Annotated in this window: 16 protein-coding genes; 8 read left to right on the top strand and 8 right to left on the bottom strand. The window is 70.3% G+C overall.

Annotation, left to right across the window (positions count from 1 at the left end):
• Positions 1–167: 167 nt before the first annotated feature.
• The 5 genes from AB0K21_RS44195 to AB0K21_RS44175 form a co-directional block, all read right to left on the bottom strand.
• A complete protein-coding gene (locus AB0K21_RS44195) occupies positions 168–1,460 on the bottom strand; it encodes a homoserine dehydrogenase (RefSeq protein WP_343975732.1) in 1,293 nt (430 codons plus the stop codon).
• Positions 1,461–1,520: 60 nt separating this feature from the next.
• Positions 1,521–2,903, bottom strand: coding sequence for a diaminopimelate decarboxylase (gene lysA, locus AB0K21_RS44190; protein WP_343975735.1), 1,383 nt, complete (start codon positions 2,901–2,903; stop codon positions 1,521–1,523).
• Between the two features lie 140 nt (positions 2,904–3,043).
• Entirely contained in the window at positions 3,044–3,856 is an 813-nt protein-coding gene (locus AB0K21_RS44185) for a neutral zinc metallopeptidase (protein WP_343975738.1), read from the bottom strand.
• 43 nt (positions 3,857–3,899) lie between these two features.
• Positions 3,900–4,556 carry a DALR anticodon-binding domain-containing protein gene (locus AB0K21_RS44180; protein WP_343975741.1) on the bottom strand — a complete coding sequence of 219 codons (657 nt, stop codon included), beginning with the start codon at positions 4,554–4,556 and terminating at the stop codon, positions 3,900–3,902.
• 30 nt (positions 4,557–4,586) lie between these two features.
• Positions 4,587–6,494, bottom strand: a complete 1,908-nt coding sequence (locus AB0K21_RS44175; protein ID WP_343975744.1) for a glycosyltransferase — start codon at positions 6,492–6,494, stop codon at positions 4,587–4,589.
• A gap of 71 nt (positions 6,495–6,565) precedes the next feature.
• Here AB0K21_RS44175 and AB0K21_RS44170 point away from each other — a divergent pair, with 71 nt between their 5' ends.
• Both AB0K21_RS44170 and treS read left to right on the top strand, forming a co-directional pair.
• Positions 6,566–8,236 carry an asparagine synthetase B family protein gene (locus AB0K21_RS44170; RefSeq protein WP_343975747.1) on the top strand — a complete coding sequence of 557 codons (1,671 nt, stop codon included), beginning with the start codon at positions 6,566–6,568 and terminating at the stop codon, positions 8,234–8,236.
• Positions 8,237–8,710: 474 nt separating this feature from the next.
• The gene (gene treS, locus AB0K21_RS44165; RefSeq protein ID WP_343976003.1) at positions 8,711–10,408 is read left to right on the top strand and encodes a maltose alpha-D-glucosyltransferase; all 1,698 of its coding nucleotides are present in this window, start codon (positions 8,711–8,713) and stop codon (positions 10,406–10,408) included.
• A 42-nt stretch (positions 10,409–10,450) separates the two neighbouring features.
• On the opposite strand, the gene AB0K21_RS44160 is transcribed toward treS, so the two are convergent.
• From AB0K21_RS44160 to AB0K21_RS44150, 3 genes are read right to left on the bottom strand one after another with little or no spacing between them, the layout of a single operon-like run.
• Positions 10,451–12,829, bottom strand: coding sequence for an FtsX-like permease family protein (locus tag AB0K21_RS44160; RefSeq protein WP_343975750.1), 2,379 nt, complete (start codon positions 12,827–12,829; stop codon positions 10,451–10,453).
• Positions 12,826–13,569, bottom strand: coding sequence for an ABC transporter ATP-binding protein (locus AB0K21_RS44155; protein ID WP_364159115.1), 744 nt, complete (start codon positions 13,567–13,569; stop codon positions 12,826–12,828). The genes AB0K21_RS44160 and AB0K21_RS44155 overlap by 4 nt, the downstream gene beginning before the upstream one ends.
• Positions 13,566–14,063 (bottom strand): PadR family transcriptional regulator, encoded by a 498-nt coding sequence (locus tag AB0K21_RS44150; protein ID WP_343976006.1) that lies wholly within the window; start codon positions 14,061–14,063, stop codon positions 13,566–13,568. The genes AB0K21_RS44155 and AB0K21_RS44150 overlap by 4 nt, the downstream gene beginning before the upstream one ends.
• Before the next feature lie 140 nt (positions 14,064–14,203).
• On the opposite strand from AB0K21_RS44150, the gene AB0K21_RS44145 reads away from it, so the two are divergent.
• From AB0K21_RS44145 to AB0K21_RS44120, 6 genes are all read left to right on the top strand, one after another.
• Entirely contained in the window at positions 14,204–15,460 is a 1,257-nt protein-coding gene (locus tag AB0K21_RS44145; RefSeq protein WP_343975756.1) for an ABC transporter substrate-binding protein, read from the top strand.
• Positions 15,461–15,566: 106 nt separating this feature from the next.
• The gene (locus tag AB0K21_RS44140) at positions 15,567–16,877 is read left to right on the top strand and encodes an ABC transporter substrate-binding protein (protein WP_343975759.1); all 1,311 of its coding nucleotides are present in this window, start codon (positions 15,567–15,569) and stop codon (positions 16,875–16,877) included.
• A gap of 12 nt (positions 16,878–16,889) precedes the next feature.
• Complete coding sequence (locus tag AB0K21_RS44135; protein ID WP_343975762.1) at positions 16,890–18,350, top strand: ABC transporter permease subunit; 1,461 nt, start codon at positions 16,890–16,892, stop codon at positions 18,348–18,350.
• Positions 18,347–19,225: a carbohydrate ABC transporter permease gene (locus tag AB0K21_RS44130; protein WP_343975765.1), complete on the top strand. Its 879-nt coding sequence runs from the start codon at positions 18,347–18,349 to the stop codon at positions 19,223–19,225. Before AB0K21_RS44135 ends, AB0K21_RS44130 begins: the two co-directional genes overlap by 4 nt.
• A gap of 82 nt (positions 19,226–19,307) precedes the next feature.
• The gene (locus AB0K21_RS44125; protein WP_343975768.1) at positions 19,308–19,985 is read left to right on the top strand and encodes a uracil-DNA glycosylase; all 678 of its coding nucleotides are present in this window, start codon (positions 19,308–19,310) and stop codon (positions 19,983–19,985) included.
• Positions 19,986–20,075: 90 nt separating this feature from the next.
• Positions 20,076–20,444, top strand: coding sequence for a hypothetical protein (locus AB0K21_RS44120; protein ID WP_343975771.1), 369 nt, complete (start codon positions 20,076–20,078; stop codon positions 20,442–20,444).
• Positions 20,445–20,498: the final 54 nt, after the last annotated feature.

The following is a 20,498-nucleotide window of genomic DNA, read 5'->3' as shown; positions in this document are numbered from 1 at the left end:
CCATGACTGGCTTCAGGTCATCGAGGCACGGGACGCCGTCAAGCACGGCGCGAGCAAGACCTACGAGAAGACCGATGTGCGTTTCCTGCTCCGTTCCGCGAAGAGCTTCGCGGAGGACCCGCCGGGCGGTGCGAGTCGCCGGTGTCCCGGGAGGGGCGGTCACCGCACTACGGGGTGTCCTCGCCCTCCACCCGCATGACGCTCACCACGTCGCGGACGATGTCCAGCTCGCGCAGGCCCTCGATGGTGGCCGAGAGCGCGGCGTCGCTGGCCCGGTGGGTGACCAGCACGAGCTGGGCGTCCGCGCCGTGGCCCTCCTGGCGGACGGTCTGGATGGAGACGTCCTGCTTGGCGAACATGTCGGCGACCCTGGCGAGCACGCCGGGCTTGTCGGCGACGTCCAGCGAGACGTGGTAGCGCGTGACGGTCTCGCCCATCGGGTGCACGGTCAGGTCCGCGTAGGTGGACTCCTCCGAGCCCCGGGTGCCCGCCAGCACGTTGCGGGCCACGGCCACGATGTCGCCCAGCACCGCGCTCGCGGTCGGCGCGCCACCGGCGCCCGCGCCGTAGAACATGAGCCGGCCGGCGGACTGCGCCTCGACGAACACGGCGTTGTACGCCTCGCGGACCCCCGCCAGCGGATGCGTCCTGGGGATCATCGCCGGGTGCACCCGTACGCCGAACGACCTGCCGTCCTCCGAGCGGGCGCAGATCGCCAGCAGCTTGATGACGTAGCCCATGGCCTTGGCGCTGGCCACGTCCGCCGCGGTGATCTCGGTGATGCCCTCGCGGTGCACGTCGGCGGCCGTCACCCGGCTGTGGAAGGCGATTCCGGCGAGGATCGCGGCCTTGGCCGCGGCGTCGAAGCCCTCCACGTCGGCGGTGGGGTCCGCCTCGGCGTAACCCAGTGCCTGGGCCTCCCCCAGCGCGTCGGAGAACGAGGCCCCGGTGGAGTCCATCTTGTCGAGGATGTAGTTGGTGGTGCCGTTGACGATGCCGAGCACACGGTGGACGTGATCCCCGGCGAGCGACTCGCGCAACGGGCGGACCAGCGGGATCGCGCCCGCGACGGCGGCCTCGAAGTAGAGGTCGGCGTTGCCGGCCCTGGCCGCGGCGTGGACCGTCGCGCCGTCCTCGGCGAGCAGCGCCTTGTTGGCCGTGACGACGGACTTGCCGCTGTTCAGCGCGGCCAGGATGAGCGCCCTGGCAGGCTCGATTCCGCCGATCACCTCGATGACGATGTCGATGTCGTCCCGGGTGACCAGGGCCTCGGCGTCGGTGGTGAGCAGGGCGGGGTCCACCTCGGCGTCCCGCCTGCGGCCCAGGCGCCGCACGGCCACCCCGGCGAGCTCCAGCGGTGCCCCGATGCGTGCGGCGAGGTCGTCGGCCTGCTCGTGCAGGAGCCTGACCACCTGGGAGCCGACGACTCCGCACCCCAGAAGTGCGACTTTCAGCGCCATACGATCACGCCCCCCTCTCGCCCACGCCACGCACGGGTTTCTCGTCCGCTCCTGGTCGTTTCACAGCTGTCCTCTCAGCAGGTCGTCCTCGGTCTCCCTGCGGACGATCACGCGGGACGCCCCGTCCTTGACCGCGACCACGGCGGGCTTGGGGAGGTAGTTGTAGTTGTTGGCGAGCGAGCGGCAGTAGGCGCCGGTGCCCGCGACGGCGACCAGGTCGCCGGGGGCCAGGTCGCCGGGGAGCCACAGGTCGCGCACGACGATGTCGCCGCTCTCGCAGTGCTTGCCGACCATCCGGGAGAGCATCGGCTCGGCGGCGCTCTCCCTGGAGGCCAGGCGCGCGGTGTACTCGGCCCCGTAGAGGGCGGTGCGGAGGTTGTCGCTCATGCCGCCGTCGACGCTGACGTAGGTGCGCAGCCCCTCGACGTCCTTGATCGTGCCGACCTCGTAGAGCGTCACCCCGGCGAGCCCGGCGATGCCCCTGCCGGGTTCGACGGTGAGCTTGGGCACCGGCAGGCCGGCGTTCCCGGCCACCTTGCTGACGATCTCCCGCAGGCTGTCGGCGATCTCCTTGACGTCGAGCGCGATGTCACCGTCGACGTAGGGGATGCCGTAGCCGCCGCCGAGGTCGAGCTCGGGCAGCACGACGTCGTGCTCGTCCTTGATCTGCACCAGGAGCTTGGCCAGGCGGCCCGCGGCCACCTCGAACCCCGCGGTGTCGGTGATCTGGGAACCGATGTGGGAGTGCAGGCCGACGAGTTCCAGCTGGGGCAGGGCGAGGATCCGCCTGGCCGCCTCCGCCGCCGCGCCGGAGCTCAGCGAGAAGCCGAACTTCTGGTCGTCGTGGGCGGTCGCGATGAACTCGTGGGTGTGGGCCTCGACGCCCACGGTGACCCGGATCATCACCTGCGGGCGCCTGCCGTACTTGTCCGCGAGGAAGCCCAGGCGGGCGATCTCCTCGAAGGAGTCGGCCACGATGTGCCCGACACCGGCCTCGACGGCCCTCTCCAACTCGGCGAACGACTTGTTGTTGCCGTGCATGGTGATCCGCTCGGGCGGGAATCCGACGCTGAGCGCGACGGCGAGCTCGCCGGCGCTGCACACGTCGAGGCCGAGGCCCTCCTGCATGATCCAGCGGGCGACCTCGCGGCACAGGAACGCCTTGCCCGCGTAGTGGACCTCGCCCCCGGAGAACGCGCCGGCGTAGTCGCGGCAGCGGGAGCGGAAATCCTCCTCGTCCACCACGTAGAGCGGGGTGCCGTGCTCGGCGACCAGGTCCCTGACGTCCACGCCACCGATCGTGATCGAGCCGTCGGCTCGGCCCGACGTTCGCGGCCAGATGGTCGGGTCGAGCGTGTTCAGGTCGGCGGGTGCGTGCGGAGGGCGCTCCTCGGGCAGCACTTCGGCATGCCGGTCACCGGCGGGATGGGCGAATCGACTCACCCGATCGAGGCTATCGGACCCGGTGATCCCCCTGAGACGATTGCCCACCTATCGAGACGCGATCGCCCTCGAACACGCGAACTTTTTACGTTATCGACCACTTTGGCGACATATTTTAATGTCGCGTCGCAACAAGATCCTCAGGAGACCCGCTCGGCGGGAGCGCCCCAGGTGTTACAGGACGCCACCGTGCCGCCCTCCTGGCCGCGCCGCATCCACTCGGCGCTGCTGGCGCCCGAGCCGTGCGACTGCCGGTAGCCCGCCTCCGTGCCGTCCTCGACGCCGGAGCCGCGTCCGGCGAAGCCGCGCAGGCTCTCCAGCCGGCGCGGCGTGGCGATGCGCAGCGTCGCCGCCGCCAGGCAGTCCGCCTGGAGTTCCAGCCGCCGCGACCACGCCTCGTCGAAGGCCTCGGAACCTCTCTGGTCGGCGATCCCGCTGACCTCCTGGACGTGGTGGGCGTACTCGTGGGCGAGCGTGAACATCATCGGAAAGGCCCGTTCGTCCTCGACCAGCACGTTGACGACGCGAGAGTCGGGACAGTAGATCCCGGCCCAGTCGTAGTCGTCGATCCCGCACGCGGCCGCCTCGGGGGCGGCGATCAGCCGCACCTCCTCCGGCGGCGCGTAGTCGATGCCCGCCTTCGCCAGGGTGTCCGCCCACATCCGGTCCAGGCATCCGGCGAGGGCCTTCAGCGACGTGCGGGCGTCGGCGTCGAGGTTTCGCGGGAGCGTGCCGCAGCGGGCGTCGATCGGTCCCGTCTCCTCGTACAGGCGATGCGTCGCCGCGGCCGAGCGGGGCGAGCCCGGCGCGGTTCCGAGGAGCTCGCGCAGGTCGCCTCCCAGATAGGCGAGCCCGCCGAGGATCACCGCGAAGGCGAGGAGCATCGGCAGCATTCGGCGGATCATCCCGGGGCGGCGCGGCTCGTACGCCTCCCAGTCGCGAGGACCGCCCATTCGCCGCTCTCCTGATCCTTTTGATCTTCTTTGAGAGGGTTTATCACAACCTGTCGGGGGCCGTCTCGCCAAGCGCCGCCAGCGCCTCGGCCAGCACGTCCCGTACCGCCCGCGCCAGGCGTACGCGGGCGGTGTGCAGCTCCGACGGCTCCTCGTCACCGGCGGGGAGCGCGGCGGCCCCCTCGAAGGCGTCGTGGTAGGCCAGGGCCAGGTGCTCGGCGTAGGCGGCCCATCCGGGATCCCGGCTCACCCGCCTGCCGTGCACCTCGGCCAGCGACCTGAGCACCGCCCTGTCCCTGCGGTCGTCGAGCAGTTCGGGCCTGAAGTCCCCGCCGACGCCCAGCTCCGCCGCCCAGCGCTGCACGGCGACCGCCCGCGCGTGCGCGTACCTGACGACGAACCCGGGGTTGGCCCATGTCCTGGGGAGGTCGTCCCACGGGGACGTGCCCGTGACGGGTGGAACGGGCCCGCCGATCTCCGTGACGAGTTCGCCGGGCACGGACACCGCGATCTCCAGGAAACCGCCGGCCAGCACCCGGACGGCCGCGATGCCCGGCAGCGCGCGGAGCCGGGCGGCCGTCCTCTCCGGGTCCTCTCCCCGGCGCAGCGCGGCCGGGGAGAGGTAGATCGCCTCCCCGGCCCACGTCCCCTTGGGGATCGGCGGCAGGCCGAGGACCTCACCGAGCGCGCCTGGCCTCATCGGATCAGCCTAGGGTCCGGACGTACGCGCTCAGATCAGCGCGTGCGGGTCGGCCGGGCCGTAGTCGACGAGCTGGGCCGAGCCGAGCAGCCAGCGGTCGCGGTCACGGAGGCAGACGTAGCCGAAGCGGTCCGCGGAGAAGACCTTGATCCCGTCCGCGCGGCACTGGCGCATCAGCACGTCGGCCCAGTTCTCCGAGACGTCGGCGAAGCCGATGCCGCGTAGCACCGCACGGCGGGCCAGCAGGGTGGCCCCCGCGACGTCGGGAAGGTAGGAGTACTCCGCCGAGGGCTGGCGCAGCACCGTCGCCGCGACGTCGCGCAGGTGGGCGTAGTAGGCCGCCTTGCCGACGATGTCGGCACTCGCGAACAGGAACGCCCGGCTGAGATCGGTCAGGTAGTGCTCTCCGTACCGGTCACGGGCGTCCATGACCGCCACCAGGTCCCCCTGGCACAGGTCGAGGGCGCGGTTGAGCATGCCGCCCGTGGTGAGGCCGGGGTCGGGGCGGCGTACCGTGACGTGCACCTGGTCGGGCAGCGCGGCACGGGCCCGCGCGGCGGCGTCCGGGACGTCCGAGAGCAGCACCAGCTGGACGACGCCCTTCTGCGGCGCGACCTGGGCCAGCGTGTAGTCCAGGTCGCCCCGGTCGATCATGATCACCGAGATGTTCAGGGTGGCCCGGCCGCTGGGCAGGCCGATCGCGTCCAGCAGATCGTCGACCTTGTTGGTCATCGTGCCCGAGGCGTACGCCTGGCGGAGCGCCAGGTGGGCCCGGCGCGGGTCGGGCTCGCTGCCGATGGAGGTTCCGCAGGCGGCCAGCTCGGCCATCCGCCAGGGCTCGGTGCCCGGCGGGCAGTCGACCGCGACGGGCCAGCGGTAGGAGGTGAGCACGTCCGGATACGACAGGTGCCCGGGGAGCAGCTCCTCCAGCGAGAGCACCCGCTCGAACCGGTCCCCGGCCAGCGGCAGCGGGTTGTGCACGCGCGGCTGGATCGCGAAGGGCAGGATTCCCAGCGAGGGCGCCCGGCGGCCGGGCTCGGGCTCCTGGGCCGCCAGCGCGGCGCCCCAGGCCCCCACGGACTTGGGCAGCGCGGTCACCACGTGCTCGAACAGCCTGGCCGCGGCGACGAATCCGGCGACCTCGCCCCCGGTGTGCCAGAAGACCGTGCGGATGCCCCGCTCCGCGCACCAGGACAGCAGGGCGCGCAGCCCCTGGCCCGGCTCGCGCAGCTCCGGTGCCCACGGCCCCTCGGTCACCGACTCGACCAGCAGCAGGTGCGGGACCTCCGCCGCCAGCACCCGGGCGAAGTCCTTGGGCGTGAAGCCGGTGCTCTGGCGCCACTCGTAGCGCAGCAGTGCCTCGCCGTGCGGCGTGGCGATCACGGCGGCGGTCAGGTGCGGGCGGGTGTTCGGCCCGGTCGGGACGCGAAACGGCTTGAGCTTGACCGACCTGCCGCCGACGGTCCTGACGGAGCTGGTGGCCTGGAAGGACGCGCCGGGCACCACCGCCTTGTCGCCGCTCTTGCGCGGCACCGGCTGGCGCTTGGGAGCGGTCGGGCGTTTGGCGGGCTTGGCCGCCCCGCGCAGGCCACGTGCCAGCCGCACCGGGTTGCTCTTGCCCGTCTTGATCGCGTCGCCGAGCCGGGACCAGCGGGCCACCTGCACCGAGGAGAGCTTCCACCTGGCCACCTCGGCCTGGTAGCGCTGCTCCGCCAGGTCCTTGCGGAGCTTCTCCTCGGCCGCGTTCGCCGCCTCCAGCCGCTCCTCGGTCTCGCTGAGCAGTTCTCGCACCCCACGTAGTTCTTCGGTCACCCGCTCCGCGTCAGCGATCTTGGCCTGTGCCGCGTCAAGCAGACGGGCCAGTTCGGAAGCCCTTTCCGCGTGGGCCACCGCCTCCCGTAACGCCTGTCGTGTGCTTTCGAGTTGGTCGCCCGTCACGCCGTCCTCCGTTTCCTCAGCCGGGCGAAAGGATACCCTTTGCTCAATCGCGACATAGAGGAGTCAGCACGGTGCAGTGGCCGACGTTCAATGTGAGGCCGTACGTCTGCGGCGGCATCGGGCACCTCGACGAGGCGGTCCTGGAGACGCTGCGCGGGGCGGGACCGCGGGTCGGGCCCGCCGTCCAGAACCGGCACGCGACCCTGTTCAGCTCCTCCCCGTTGCCGCCCTACCGGCGGGACGAGCACAGCTGGGCCTTCGCCTGGGGGGAGCGCAAACCCGGCGGGGCGGCAGCGGGGAAGGCGCAGTGGATCACTGTGGCCGAGACCTACGAGACGCCCGGCCTGATCGACGACGGCGAGCGGATCACCCTGCACGCCGGCGGCCTCGGCCTCGTGGACGTCTACTACCTGTTCCGCGGCGGGGCGCTCTACTTCTCCTCGCTGCTCGAACCGCTGCTCTCCCTGGCGCGCACCCCGTACGAGATCAACTGGGACGCCTGGGCCTCGATCATCCAGCTCACCTTCCCGCTGCGCGACGACACCCCGTACACGCAGGTGAAGCGGCTGGCCGGGGCGAGCGCGCTGGTCTTCGACCGGGCGTCGGGCCGGATCTCCGTCGAGCGGATGCTGCCCCGGTGGCTGCGCGAGGAGCCGTACGAGGCGGGAAGGACCGCCGGGGAGATCCTGGAGATCCTGCACGAGGTCTACAAGGAGCTCGACGGGCGTCCGCTGCTCGTACCGGTCAGCGGCGGCTACGACTCGCGGCTGCTCTGCTCGGTGGCGGTGGCCCGCGGCGCCGACGTGGAGTCGTGGACGACCAGTCCCGACGACGGCACCGACACCGACATCGTCTTCGCCAAGGCGATAACCCGCGAGCTGGGCGTGCGCCACCGGGTGATCCCCCAGGACGCCGCCGCCTATCCCGACGACGCGCTGGCCGCGGCGCGACGGCTGGAGTTCCTCACCCCGCACCACGCCTGGTACACCCCCTTCGCCCGCGAGGTGCACCGGGCCGGGCGGACCCTGGTCGACGGGTTGGCCGGGGGGCCGCTGCTGAAGAACTTCATGGTCAGCGGGGCCGCACTGGAGGCCTCCAGCCAGGCCGGGCGCAAGGCCGCGCTGCTCGGCTCGCTGGCGCTCGGCTCCCCCTCCACGCCCTTCCTGTCGGAGCAGGCGCAAGAGTGGATCACCGACAGCGTCGGGCACGCCTTCACCCAGTCGACCTCCATGCTCAACGGCCACCGGGCGGAGCTGCCGCTGTCGGTCCTGCACACCAGGACGGCGCGGGGCATCGCCCGCTCCCCGGTCAACCTGGTCGGCCCCGAGGTCTCGTTCACGGCGCCGTTCATGCACCCCGACTTCTTCGACGCGGCGCTCTCCGTCGGGGTGAACCGCAAGGACCAGGGGCGCTTCTACCGCGAGCTGCTGTACGCGGCCAACCCGCGGGTGGCCGCGCTGCCCTCCACCAACGTGGTCAAGCAGCCGCTGGCGCGGGTCCCGCTCCGCTCGGCCGCCGCACCCGCCAGGGAGTACGGCCACCGGATGCTCACCCTCGTCGCCGACGCCGTGCCCTCGCTGCTCTCCGAGCAGTTGCACACCGTGATCGCCGAGGGCCCCGACGGCCTGACGCGGTTCAACGGCTGGAACGACCGTTTCTGGGTGCGCGGCCTGGTGCTGTTCGGCGCCTGGCTCGGCGACTACCAGGACCGGCTGCCCGACCTCACCCCGCCCTGGAGCTGACCTCCTGACGCCTCCGCCCGCCGGGGCCGTACCACACGGCCCCGCGGAGTTTTCCGGCGCCCCCGGAATCAGGCTCGGCCTCCCTGCGGGAACGCCGGAGCGCGTCCCCGCCGCACCGCGCGCGCCCCGGCCGGGGCCGCCGCCATAAGCCGAGGTCACCCCGTTGGGGCGTGTCGTGTTTCAGGCAGGAAAACAGTAAGCGACGCGGCGATTACGCGGGCATGGCGCGATGCGCGCCCCGATTCCGTGTGACAGAGGCGACCTCCCCTGCCAAGAGGGCTTCGACGGGTTCACTCGGCTGGTAGTGTTCGGCCCAGAAAGCGCCACAACGGATGGCCCCGAATCACAAATTCGGTTGTCCGAGGGCATGGAGCTCATGGGGATGACGACTCCAGCCGGCGCGGTCACCACACATCATCAGCCGGAGCATCCGGTGACTTCGTCCTGCCCTTCATCACCGTGAGCGAGAACACGATGACCTCATCCCCCTCCCCCTCCCCTGCGCACGAGTCCGTCGCCGAGGACTTCGTCTCGGCCGACCCCCAGTGGTACAAGCGCGCCGTCTTCTACGAAGTGCTGGTCCGCGGGTTCAAGGACTCCAACGGCGACGGCACGGGCGATCTGCGCGGCCTCATCGAGAAGCTGGACTACGTCCAGTGGCTCGGCGTCGACTGCCTGTGGCTGCTCCCGCTGTACGAGTCCCCCCTGCGTGACGGCGGTTACGACATCTCCGACTACATGAAGATCCTTCCGGACTTCGGCGACCTCGGAGACTTCGTGGAGCTGATCGAGTCGGCGCACCAGCGGGGCCTGCGCATCATCACCGACCTGGTGATGAACCACACCAGCGACAAGCACCCCTGGTTCCAGGCGTCCCGGCACGACCCCGAGGGCCCGTACGGCGACTTCTACGTCTGGTCGGACAGCCCGACCGGCTACCCCGACGCGCCGATCATCTTCATCGGCGCCGAGGAGTCCAACTGGACCTACGACCCGATCCGCAAGCAGTACTACTGGCACCGCTTCTTCCACCACCAGCCGGACCTGAACTACGAGAACCCGGCGGTCCAGGAGGCCATGCTGGAGGTCCTGCGCTTCTGGCTGGACCTGGGCATCGACGGCTTCCGCCTCGACGCGGTGCCCTACCTCTTCGAACGCGAGGGCACCGACTGCTCCGGCCTGCCGGAGACCCACGCCTACCTGAAGAAGGTCCGCGCCGAGGTCGACCGCCTCTACCCCGACCGGGTGCTGCTGGCCGAGGCCAACGGCTGGCCCGAGGACGTGGTCGAGTACTTCGGCGACCCCGCGGTCGGCGGCGACGAGTGCCACATGGCCTTCCACTTCCCGCTCATGCCGCGCATCTTCATGGGCGTGCGGCGGGGCAGCCGCGAGCCGATCTCCGAGATCATGTCGCGGACTCCGAAGCTCCCCGACAGCGGCCAGTGGGGCATCTTCCTCCGTAACCACGACGAGCTCACGCTTGAGACGGTCACCGAGGAGGAGCGCGACTACATGCACGCCGAGTACGCCAAGGACCCGCGCATGCGGGCCTACCTCGGCATCCGGCGCCGCCTCGCCCCGCTGCTGGAGAACGACCGCGACCAGATCGAGCTGTTCACCGCGCTGCTGCTCTCGCTGCCCGGCTCCCCGGTCATGTACTACGGCGACGAGATCGGCATGGGTGACAACATCTGGCTGGAGGACCGCGACGCGGTCCGCACCCCGATGCAGTGGAGCCCGGACCGCAACGCGGGCTTCTCCACGGCCGACCCCGGACGCCTCTACCTGCCCGCCGTGATGGACCCGATCTACGGCTACCAGGCGGTCAACGTGGAGGCGCAGCAGCGGAACCCCGCGTCGCTGCTCCACTTCACCAGGAACATGCTGGCGATCCGCCGTGAACACCCGGTCTTCGGCACCGGCGTCTACAACGAACTGTGGTCCAGCAACCCCGCGGTGCTCAGCTTCGTCCGTGAGGACGGGGACGACCTGATGCTCTGCGTCAACAACCTGTCGAAGTACCCCCAGCCGGTCGAGCTCGACCTGCGCCGCTTCGCGGGGATGACCCCGGTCGAGGCCAGGGGCGGGGTGCACTTCCCCGCGGTGGGCACCCTGCCGTACCTGCTGACCCTGCCGGGTCACGGCTTCTACTGGTTCTCGCTCAGGCCCTGAGAACGGCTTTCGAGGGATAGCCCCGAGACACGTGTCCCGGGGCTATCTGGCCGTTACCGGGACCTGGGCGCGGGCCGCGCGGCCCGCCGGGATCAGCGTCACCAGCAGGGCGGAGCCGACCGCGACGAGCATCGCGACGGCGAGTGTCAGGGCCGAGGGCGTACGGCCGATGCCGGCGCCGACGCCGCTGGTGTGGCCCTGCAGGTCGATCAGCCCGCCGACCAGCGAGGCCCCGGCCGCGGTGCCCGCGACCACGCCCAGCACGATCAGCAGGCCGGTCCCGGTGACCAGGGTGGCGGCCACCTGCCTGGGGGTGAGGCCCATGGCCTTGAGCACCGCGAGGTCGAAGGCGTGGTCGCGCAGGCCCAGGGCGGCGGCCGTGAGGAGGTTGGCCAGGCCCAGCAGGGCGAGCACGCCGATCAGCGCCACGATCACCACCCGGATGATCGCGAGCCTTTCGGCCGGATTGACCACCCGGTGCACCTCGAGGGCCTCTGCCGAGGCGGCCAGCAGCCGCGCCCGCACCTCGGCCGGGTCCGCGCCCGGCCTGAGCACCAGGCTGTAGAACTGCGGCGGTACCGCGTCCTTGGCCGCGAGGCTGTCGATGCCGAAGGAGAGCACCTCCCCGTCCTGGTCCGGCTCCACCACCCGGCCCACCAGGTGCACGATCAGCGGGGTGCCGCCCACGGTCAGCCGGACCCGGTCGCCGATCCGCACCCCCAGCAGGTCGAGCAATCCCTGCCCGGCGACCGCCTCTCCCCTGGCGGCGTACATCCGGCCCTCGACCACCGAGAACGGGTACGGCTCGGCCGAGGTGCCCGCGGCGCGGGCCAGCACGCTCCTGGTCTGCTCGGGCTCCAGGGCGAGCACCTCGGCGCCGGGATAGGCGGCCAGCACCTCGGGGTCGGCCCTGGCGGTCCTGAGGGCCTCGTCCGCGGAAAGCTTGTCCGGGCGCACCGTGAGCGCCGCCGCCTGGCCCACCTGCTCGGGGTGGCGGAGGAAGTCGTCCAGGGTGGCCCAGCAGCCGAGCCCAATGGTGATCATCATCATCGGGATCGCGACGCCGAAGATGCTCAGGAACGCCGGGACCCGCCTGGTGAAGGCGTCGCGGGTGCCCAGGACCAGGGCGGGCGGCAGCCGCAGCAGGAGCGCCAGCCGCGCCAGGCGCGACAGGTGCCCCCGGAGCGGCGCCGCGGGGGCCGCGGGGATCGGAGGGGTGCGCCCGCCGCGCCAGGCCGGCAGGGCCACCGCCACGCAGACCACCGCGGCGGTACCGCCGACGATGGCGAGCAGCGGGCCCGGCGAGAGCGGCAGGATCGGCATCCCGTCCAGCACGAACGAGGCGGCGACCTGGCCGCAGAGGAGCCCGATGACGATGCCGAGCAGCCCGAGCGCGCCATGCTCGGCCATGAGCACGCCGAAGACCTGGCCCCGGGTGTAGCCGAGGGACTTGAGGGTGGCGATGTCGCGGGTCTGGGTCAGTACCCGGCCGCCCACCGCGTTGGCGATGGCGAGCGCGGCCGCGACCAGCCCGGTGACGCCGAACAGCGCGAGCAGCAGGCCGAGCAGCCGGTTGTCCAGTTCCATCGAGGCGCGGACCTCGCGCCAGGTGGACATCCGCTGGATCTGCCCCTCCAGGAGGGTGACGGCACCGTGCACGGCGGGCAGCGTGGCCTCGCCGTCGGCCAGGCGCAGCCCGGTGACCGACTCGCTGCGGCCCAGCGCGGGCTCGACCCTGGCCAGGATCGGCGCGAGCGTCCAGGCCAGGCCGGGCGTCCACTCGGGGTAGAAGCCCTGCTCCGCGCTGTCGGCCAGGCCGACCACGATGAGCGGGTGGGTGGCGCCGTTGAGCCCGGTCACCGGGAACGGGGCGCCCACCTTCAGGTCGACCGCCTTGGCGAAGGAGCGCTCGACGACCACGCCGTCGGTGTCGCCGGAGCGGAGCGGGCGCCCCTCCCGGACCAGCGGGACGGCGACCTGCTGCGGTGTCGCGGCGATCTCCCGCAGCGCCACCGGCGACTTCCTGCCCTCCAGTGTGAGGGTGACCGGGGCCGACCGGTAGGGACCGGCGACCTGGACCACGCCGGGGAGCCTCGCCAGCGCGGCCGGATCGGGGGCGTCCCTGGTGTGTATCCACACGTGCGCGCCCCTGGACTCGGCGAAGAGGCCGCGCCAGGGGTTGGTGCCGTCCTCCAGCAGGGTCGCGGAGGTGATCAGCGCCGTGACGATCCCGGCCACGGCGAGCACCGTCAGCAGTGCCTGCGCCCTGCGCGCTCTGAGGTCGGCCCGGATCCACCTGACGGAGGCGTGGACCGTGCTCACCGCGGCGCTCCCGGCGGCGAAGGCCGTACGGCCCGCGAAGGCATGGTTCGGGCGATCCCCGGCGATGTCGGCCGGGGAGGGGGGAGTCGCACCGGTCAACCTCTCAGTTCGATGACGTCACCGGGGCCGCCCCGGGGACGGCGGCGGGCCAGGCCGGCGCCGCCGTCGTCGACGATCTGGCCGTCCAGCAGGGAGACCACCCGGTCGGCCAGGCTCGCCACCCGGGCGTCGTGGGTGACCAGGACGATGGCCTGGCCCTCGCGGTGAACCTCGCCGAGCAGGCGCAGCACGTCGCGGGTGTTGCGGCTGTCGAGGTTGCCGGTGGGCTCGTCCGCGAGCAGCAGGCTCGGTTTGTTGGCCAGTGCGCGGGCCAGCGCGACCCGCTGCTGCTCGCCGCCGGCGAGCTGGGCAGGCGCGGCGTCGGCGCGGGCGGTCAGGCCGAGTTCACCGAGGAGGTGTTCGCGGCGTCTGCGGGCCTCCTTCGCGGAGACCCCGGCCAGCAGCGCGGGCAGCTCGACGTTGTCGGCCACGGTCATGTTGGCGACGAGGTTGAAGAACTGGAAGACGAAGCCGATCTTCTTGCGGCGGAGCAGCGCCCAGGCGCTCTCCTTCAGCATGTCGGTCCGCTGTCCGTCGAGCCAGATCTCGCCGCTGGTTCTGGCCTCAAGGCCGCCGATCATGTGGATCAGGGTGGACTTGCCGGAGCCCGACGGTCCCATGACCGCCACGAACTCTCCCGCCTCCACCCGCAGGTCGACCCCTCGCACGGCGGGCACCGGCACCTCGCCGTCCTGGTAGATCTTGACAAGATTGACGGTGTCGACCACGGGGGACGTCAACTCAGCTCCTCCTGACAACGTTCGAGCCAGTCGAGATCAGCCTGGAGATGGAGCATGGCCCCCTCGATGAGCAGGAGCGCGGCGCGATTGTCGCGGTCGGCCCGTCCGGCGAGTTCGTTGAGGTCACGCATGAGTCCGAGGTAGTGACGGCGCTGGCGGTTGATCATCGCCATCCTGTCGGCGATGCCGGTCATCGGGGCCAGCACGAGCTTCATGAAGAACTCGTCTCTGACCCTGGGCCCCTCGGTGGGCTCGTCCACCCACGTTTCGAGGGCCTCGCGGCCCGCGGCCGTCAGGTAGTAGACCTTCTTGTTCGGCCGGTTGGACTGCTCGACGTCCACGACGCGCACGAGGCCGTCCTTCTCCAGACGGCCGAGCGTGACGTAGATCTGCCCGATGTTCGGGGAAGGATAGGCGCTGCCGAAGATCTGTTCAAGGGCCTGTTTGAGCTCGTACCCGTGGGCAGGTTCCTTTGCGAGGAGCGCCAGCAGCATCGGCCGCACGCCCCACCTCCTCGGAGAGCTCGTTACGTGAGCGTTACGGGTTTATCCGTTGACGATGATGTTATCGCTATGCATAACATGCATGCATCTACCTAACACGTATGTAATCAACGGGAAACCCGGAGGTCACGGTGCGCCGACTCATCCCCGTCGTGCTCGCCGTGCTTCTGGTGGCGGGGTGCTCGGCGGCCGGCTCGCAGGAGACCGAACGGTTCGGCGGGACCGGCCCGTTCACCCTCGTCATCGGCCGCGACACGACGGCGTATCTGCAACCGCTGCTGGATCGGTGGAACCAGACGCACCCCGAGGAGCGGGTGAGCCTGCTCGAACTGCCCGAGGCGGCCGACGAGCAGCGCGCTCAGATGGTCGCCAACCTGCAGGCGGGGAGTGACCGCTACGACGTGCTCGGGCTGGACGTGGTCTGGACGGCGGAGTTCGCCGAGGCGGGCTGGATCCTGCCGCTGGACCGTGCGATGTTCCCGCTCGACCGGTTCCTGCCACCGGTCGTCGACACGGCACTCTACCGGGGCAAACTCTGGGCGGTGCCGTACACCAGCAACGCCGGACTGCTCTACTACCGCAAGGACCTGCTGGCCAAGGAGGGGTTCGAACCTCCGAAGACCTGGGCCGAACTGCGCAAGCAGGCGCGGACCCTGCGCACCAAGTACGACATCGGCGGCTACGCGGGTCAGTTCCTGGCCTACGAGGGCCTGACCGTCAACTTCACCGAGGCCGTGCAGTCGGCGGGTGGGCAGATCCTCAGCCCGGACGGCACCTCGGTGACCATGGACGTGGCCAGGGCGAAGGCCGGTCTGGACTTCCTGGTGGACGGGTTCAGAGAGGGTTGGATTCCGCCCGAGTCGCTCTCCTTCAAGGAGGAGGAGTCGCGAATGGCCTTCCAGGAGGGCAAGCTGGCCTTCGCCCGTAACTGGCCGCACGCGTACGGGCCGGCCACCCTCTCCTCCGTCGCGGACAAGTTCGGGGTCACCAGGCTTCCCGGGCTGAACGGCCCGGGAGCCGGCTCACTCGGCGGCTACAACCTCGCGGTTAGCGCCTTCTCCAAGCGGCAGAAGTCGGCCACCGAGTTCATCCGCTACTTCACCAGCCTGGAGAACCAGCGGCGGGTGCTCGCCGACGGCTCGTTCCCGCCCGTGTGGGCCGAGCTGTACGACGACCCCGATCTGATCAAGCGTTTCCCCTACCTGCCGGTTCTGAAGCAGAGCATCCTCTCCGCCCGCCCCAGACCGGCGAGCGCCAACTACAACCAGGTGAGCCTGGTGATCGCCAGCGCGGTCTCCAACGCGCTCACTCCCCCTTTCGAGGAGGCCGGCGACGACGTTGTCGCCTCCATGAAAGGCCAGCTCGACGAGATCATTCGGGTTCGTTGACCCGGGGCCACCCCTCGGAGCGAACCGTCATCCCCACCTCAAGCGCTGGCAAGTCCCTATATATCCCCCATTTCAAAACCTCAATACCTCAGGAGGTCTACCCGGCATGCGTAAAACCATTGCAGCGGTGACCACGGCAGGACTCGCCCTGGCACTCGCCGCGTGCGGCGAGTCGACCCCCACCACACCGGCCGGTAGCGCGTCCGCGCCCGCCGCCAAGACCCTCGAAGGGGTGACCATCGAGGTCGCCGCCAAGTGGACCGGCGCCGAGCAGACCAACTTCCAGGAAGTGCTCAAGGCGTTCGAGGCGAAGACCGGCGCCAAGGTCACCTACGCCTCCACCGGTGAGGACACCGGCGCCTACCTCGGTCCCCGTATCGAGGGCGGCAACCCGCCGGACATCGCGATCCTGCCCCAGCCGGGCCTGGTCCAGCAGTACGCGGACCAGAAGGCGCTCAAGCCGCTCACCGCCGAGGTCCAGAAGCAGATCGACGACAACTACACCCCGTACTGGAAGGAGCTCGGGTCGGCGGGCGGCCAGTCCTACGGCGTGCTGGTGAAGGCGGCCCACAAGTCGCTCATCTGGTACCGCGACCAGGCGTTCCAGGACGCCGGGGTGCAGCCTCCGGCCACCTGGGACGACCTGGTCAAGGCCGCCCAGACGATCGCCGACTCCGGCACCCCGCCGTTCTCCCTCTGCGGCGCCTCCGGCTGGACGCTGACCGACCTGTTCGAGAACGTCTACCTGTCCAGCGCGGGCCCGGAGAACTACACCAAGCTCTCCAAGCACGAGATCCCGTGGACCGACCCCAGCGTGACCACCGCGCTGGAGAAGATCGGGCAGCTCGTCGGCAAGAAGGAGTTCCTGCTCGGCGGCTCTTCCGGCGCCCTGCAGACCGACTTCCCGACCTGCGTGACCCAGGTCTACGGCCAGGACAAGTCCGCCATGGTCATCGAGGCCGACTTCGTGGGCACCACCGCCGAGGAGTCGGGCGCCAAGCTGGGCGAGGAGGCCAAGTACTTCCCGTTCCCGAAGGCCGGTGACACCGAGCCGGTCGTGCTGGGCGGCGACATCGCGGTGGTGCTGAAGGACTCCAAGGGCGCGATGGCCCTGCTGGAGTTCCTCGCCTCCAAGGAGGGCGGCGAGATCTGGGCGAAGCTTCCCGGCTACCTCTCCCCCAACCGCAACGTCTCACCCGACAACTACCCCGCCGAGCTGACCAAGCAGCTCGCCCAGACGATCATCTCCGCCGGTGACGCGGTCCGTTACGACATGTCCGACCTGGCGCCGAGCGCCTTCGGCGGCACGGACGGCAAGGGCCAGTGGAAGCTCCTGCAGGACTTCGTGCGCGACCCCTCGGACATCAAGGGCATCCAGACCAAGCTTGAGGCCGAGGCCAAGAAAGCCTGGAAGTAAGGGAGCAAGGCCGTGACCAACCGGTTAGACGGCCCGCAGGACCCGCACGGCGACACCGCCGGCGGGTCCTCCCCCGGACCGAACGACACCCTGCGGCCGGCGCCCGACGCCGGCCCCGAGGTCCGCACCCCCCCACCCGACGCCCCCGCCGGGGACGCCGCGCCGGTGAAGCCGGCGAAGAAGGCCGCCCGGCTGGGACCGCCGCCGAGCATGGCGATCTGGTTCCTGCTGCCGGGAGCGCTCCTGCTCGGCGTGATGGTGATCTATCCGATCATCTACTCGATCTTCCGCAGCCTCTACGACGCCAACGGTGACGGTTTCGTCGGCGCGGGGAACTACGCCACGATCTTCAGTGACTCCGCCACCCTGATCACGATCAGGAACAACCTGATCTGGGTGGTGGTGGCCCCCCTCCTGGTCACCGCGATGGGTCTGATCTTCGCCGTGCTCACCGAGCGGATCCGCTGGGCGACGGCCTTCAAGCTGATCGTGTTCATGCCGATGGCCGTCTCCCTGATGGCCTCCGGCGTCATCTTCCGCCTGGTGTACGAGCAGGCTCCCGATCGGGGCGTGGCCAACGCCGTGATCACCTCGGTGAGCGGCCTCTTCGGCTCCGACCAGGGCTACCCGGACGCCCGTCCCAGGGAGAACGACCAGGCACCGGTCGCCGCCTCGCAGGGCGCGGTGGTGAGCAGGCAGCCCGCCGCCCCGGGGAAGACGGTGCTCGTCCCGCTGGTCGGCGTGAAACCGGACTCCCTCGCCTCGGCCGCGCCGGCGAAGGTGGCCCAGCCGGGTCCCGGCGAGCTGGCCGGGACGGTGTGGGTGGACTTCACCCAGGGCGGCGGCGGAGCGGTCAACCAGGTGGACCCCCAGGAGAAAGGTCTGGTCGGGGTGACCGTGGAGGCGGTGAGAGACGGTGCCGTTCAGGCCACCGCCCACACCGAGGCCGACGGCACCTTCCGCTTCACCGGCCTCGCCCCCGGCGACTACCAGGTGCGGCTGCCGGCGTCGAACTTCCAGGCGCCCTTCAACGGGATCTCCTGGCTGGGACCGACGCTGATCACCCCGGCGATCATCGGGGCGTTCATCTGGGTGTGGGCCGGATTCGCCATGGTGCTGATCGCGGCGGGCCTGGCCGCCATCCCGCGTGACGCGCTCGAGGCGGCCCGCATCGACGGCGCCACCGAGTGGCAGGTGTTCCGGAAGATCACCGTCCCGCTGCTCGCCCCGGTGCTGCTCGTCGTGTTCGTCACGATGATCATCAACACGTTGAAGGTCTTCGACCTGGTCTTCGTCATCGCGCCGGGATCGGTGCAGCCGCAGGCCAACGTGATCGCGCTGGAGATGTGGCGCGTCTCCTTCGGCGGTGGAGGCGACCAGGGGCTGGGCAGCGCGCTCTCCATCTTCCTGCTGGTCCTCGTGCTGCCCTTCATGATTCTCAACATCCGCCGGTTCAGGAGGGACAACCAGTGACCACCTCCACCACCCTCGGCGCTCCACCGCGCAGCGTGGCGGGCCGCGTCGTCGACCGGATCGGCGGCGGCCTGGTCCAGGCGGTGCTGGTGCTGATCGGCGTCTTCTGGCTGGTCCCGACTCTCGGGCTGTTCGTGGTCTCGCTCCGCGAGGAGACGGCCAACAACTCCACCGGCTGGTGGACCGCCCTGACCAAACCCGCCGAGTTCACCCTCAAGAGCTACACCGACCTGCTGGCGAGCGGGTTCACCGCGTCGTTCTGGAACACCGTGTTCATCACGGTGCCCGCGACGCTCCTGGTGATCGGCATCGCGGCCATGGCGGCGTACGCGTTCGCCTGGATGGAGTTCCCCGGCAGGGACGCGCTCTTCCTCGTGGTGGTCGCCCTGCTGGTGGTGCCGATCCAGATCGCGCTGATCCCGATCGCGAAGCTCTACGGCACGGTCGGCATCTTCGGCTCCATCGCGGGCGTCGTCCTCTTCCACGTCGCCTTCGGGCTTCCGTTCGCCATCTTCCTGCTCCGCAACTTCTTCGCGGGCATCCCCCGCTCGCTGCTCGAGGCGGCGCGGATGGACGGCGCCGGGGAGTGGAAGATCTTCTCAACCGTGGTGTTCCCGCTGGCCAAGCCCGCGGTCGCCTCGCTCGGCATCTTCCAGTTCCTCTGGGTCTGGAACGACCTGCTCGTCGCCCTGGTCTTCGCCAACACCGAGAACCAGCCGATGACCAAGGCCCTGCAGTCCCAGATGCGGCAATTCGGAACCAATGTGGACATTCTTGCGCCAGGCGCTTTCCTGTCGCTGATCATCCCATTGATCCTCTTTTTCGCCTTCCAGAGGTATTTCGTGCAGGGAATGATGGCCGGTTCGGTGAAGTAACGACAGGGGCAGGCCCGGTACGGCGCGCGCCGATTTCCGGCACGCGCCGTACCGGGCCTAAAACATCGATAGGGTCCTGCACATGGCCGCACGTCCCTTGAACGAAGTCGTGGAAGCCGGGTGGGCCAAGGCCCTGGAACCCGTTGCTGAGAAGATCGCCGAGATGGGCGAGTTCCTCCGGAGGGAAGTGGCGGAGGGCAGGCAGTACCTTCCGTCCGGGGCCAACGTGCTCCGCGCCTTCCAACAGCCTTTTGACCAGGTCAAAGTGCTGATCGTGGGACAGGATCCGTACCCTACGCCGGGTCATCCCATCGGTCTGAGCTTCTCCGTCGCCGCGGACGTACGCCCGATCCCGGCCAGCCTGCGCAACATCTACAAGGAGCTCACCGAGGATCTCGGGCTGCCGATGCCGAGCAACGGCGACCTGACCCCCTGGGCCGAGCAGGGCGTGCTCCTGCTCAACCGGGTGCTCACCGTCATGCCGGGCAAACCCGCCTCGCACCGGGGCAAGGGCTGGGAGGAGGTCACCGAGCAGGCCATCAAGGCCCTCGTCGCGCGCGAGCAGCCGATGGTGGCGATCCTGTGGGGGCGCGACGCCCGCAACCTGCGCCCGATGCTCGGCGACATCCCGGCCATCGAGTCGGCCCACCCCAGCCCCCTGTCGGCCCGCAGCGGCTTCTTCGGCTCCCGCCCGTTCAGCAAGACCAACGAGCTTCTCCAGCAGCAGGGTGCGACCCCCGTGGAGTGGAAGCTCCCCTAGCCCCGTCCCGCGGATCTCTCGGCGGGCAAAAGATCCAACGGACAGGGCGCAGGCCCTGTCCGACCCTTACCAGGCACTAGGATTTCCACCATGAGTGATGAATCGGGCACTGAACGCTATCTGCGTCTGACTGTTGAGCTGACCGTGGAGGTGCAGGACATCGCCTCCCTGCAGGCCGCCGCGCTGAAGGAGATCAACCACCCTGACGCCGACCTGGACGACGACGAGCGCAAGGAGCAGGCCGAACTGGTCTCGGCCGACGAGACCGGTGCCACGGCGCTGCAGTGGCTGATCGAGCCGGACCACGTCCTGGGTTTGATCGAGCACGTCGAGCAGATCGAGCCCCGCGAGGCCGTGCTGGGCGTCGAGCCCTCCGAGGGCCCCTCGGACGAGGACGAGGACGAGGACGAGGACGACCACGCGGGCCACGACCACGCCGGTCACAACCACCGGCACTGAGAGCGACCCGGCGACCCCGCCGGTGGGCGGCCTTTCCAGCTGGAAAGGCCGCCC

The organism is Streptosporangium sp. NPDC049248, assembly GCF_040678965.1.
Taxonomy (GTDB): domain Bacteria; phylum Actinomycetota; class Actinomycetes; order Streptosporangiales; family Streptosporangiaceae; genus Streptosporangium; species Streptosporangium fukuiense.
This window is presented reverse-complemented; position numbering and strand designations above follow the sequence as displayed.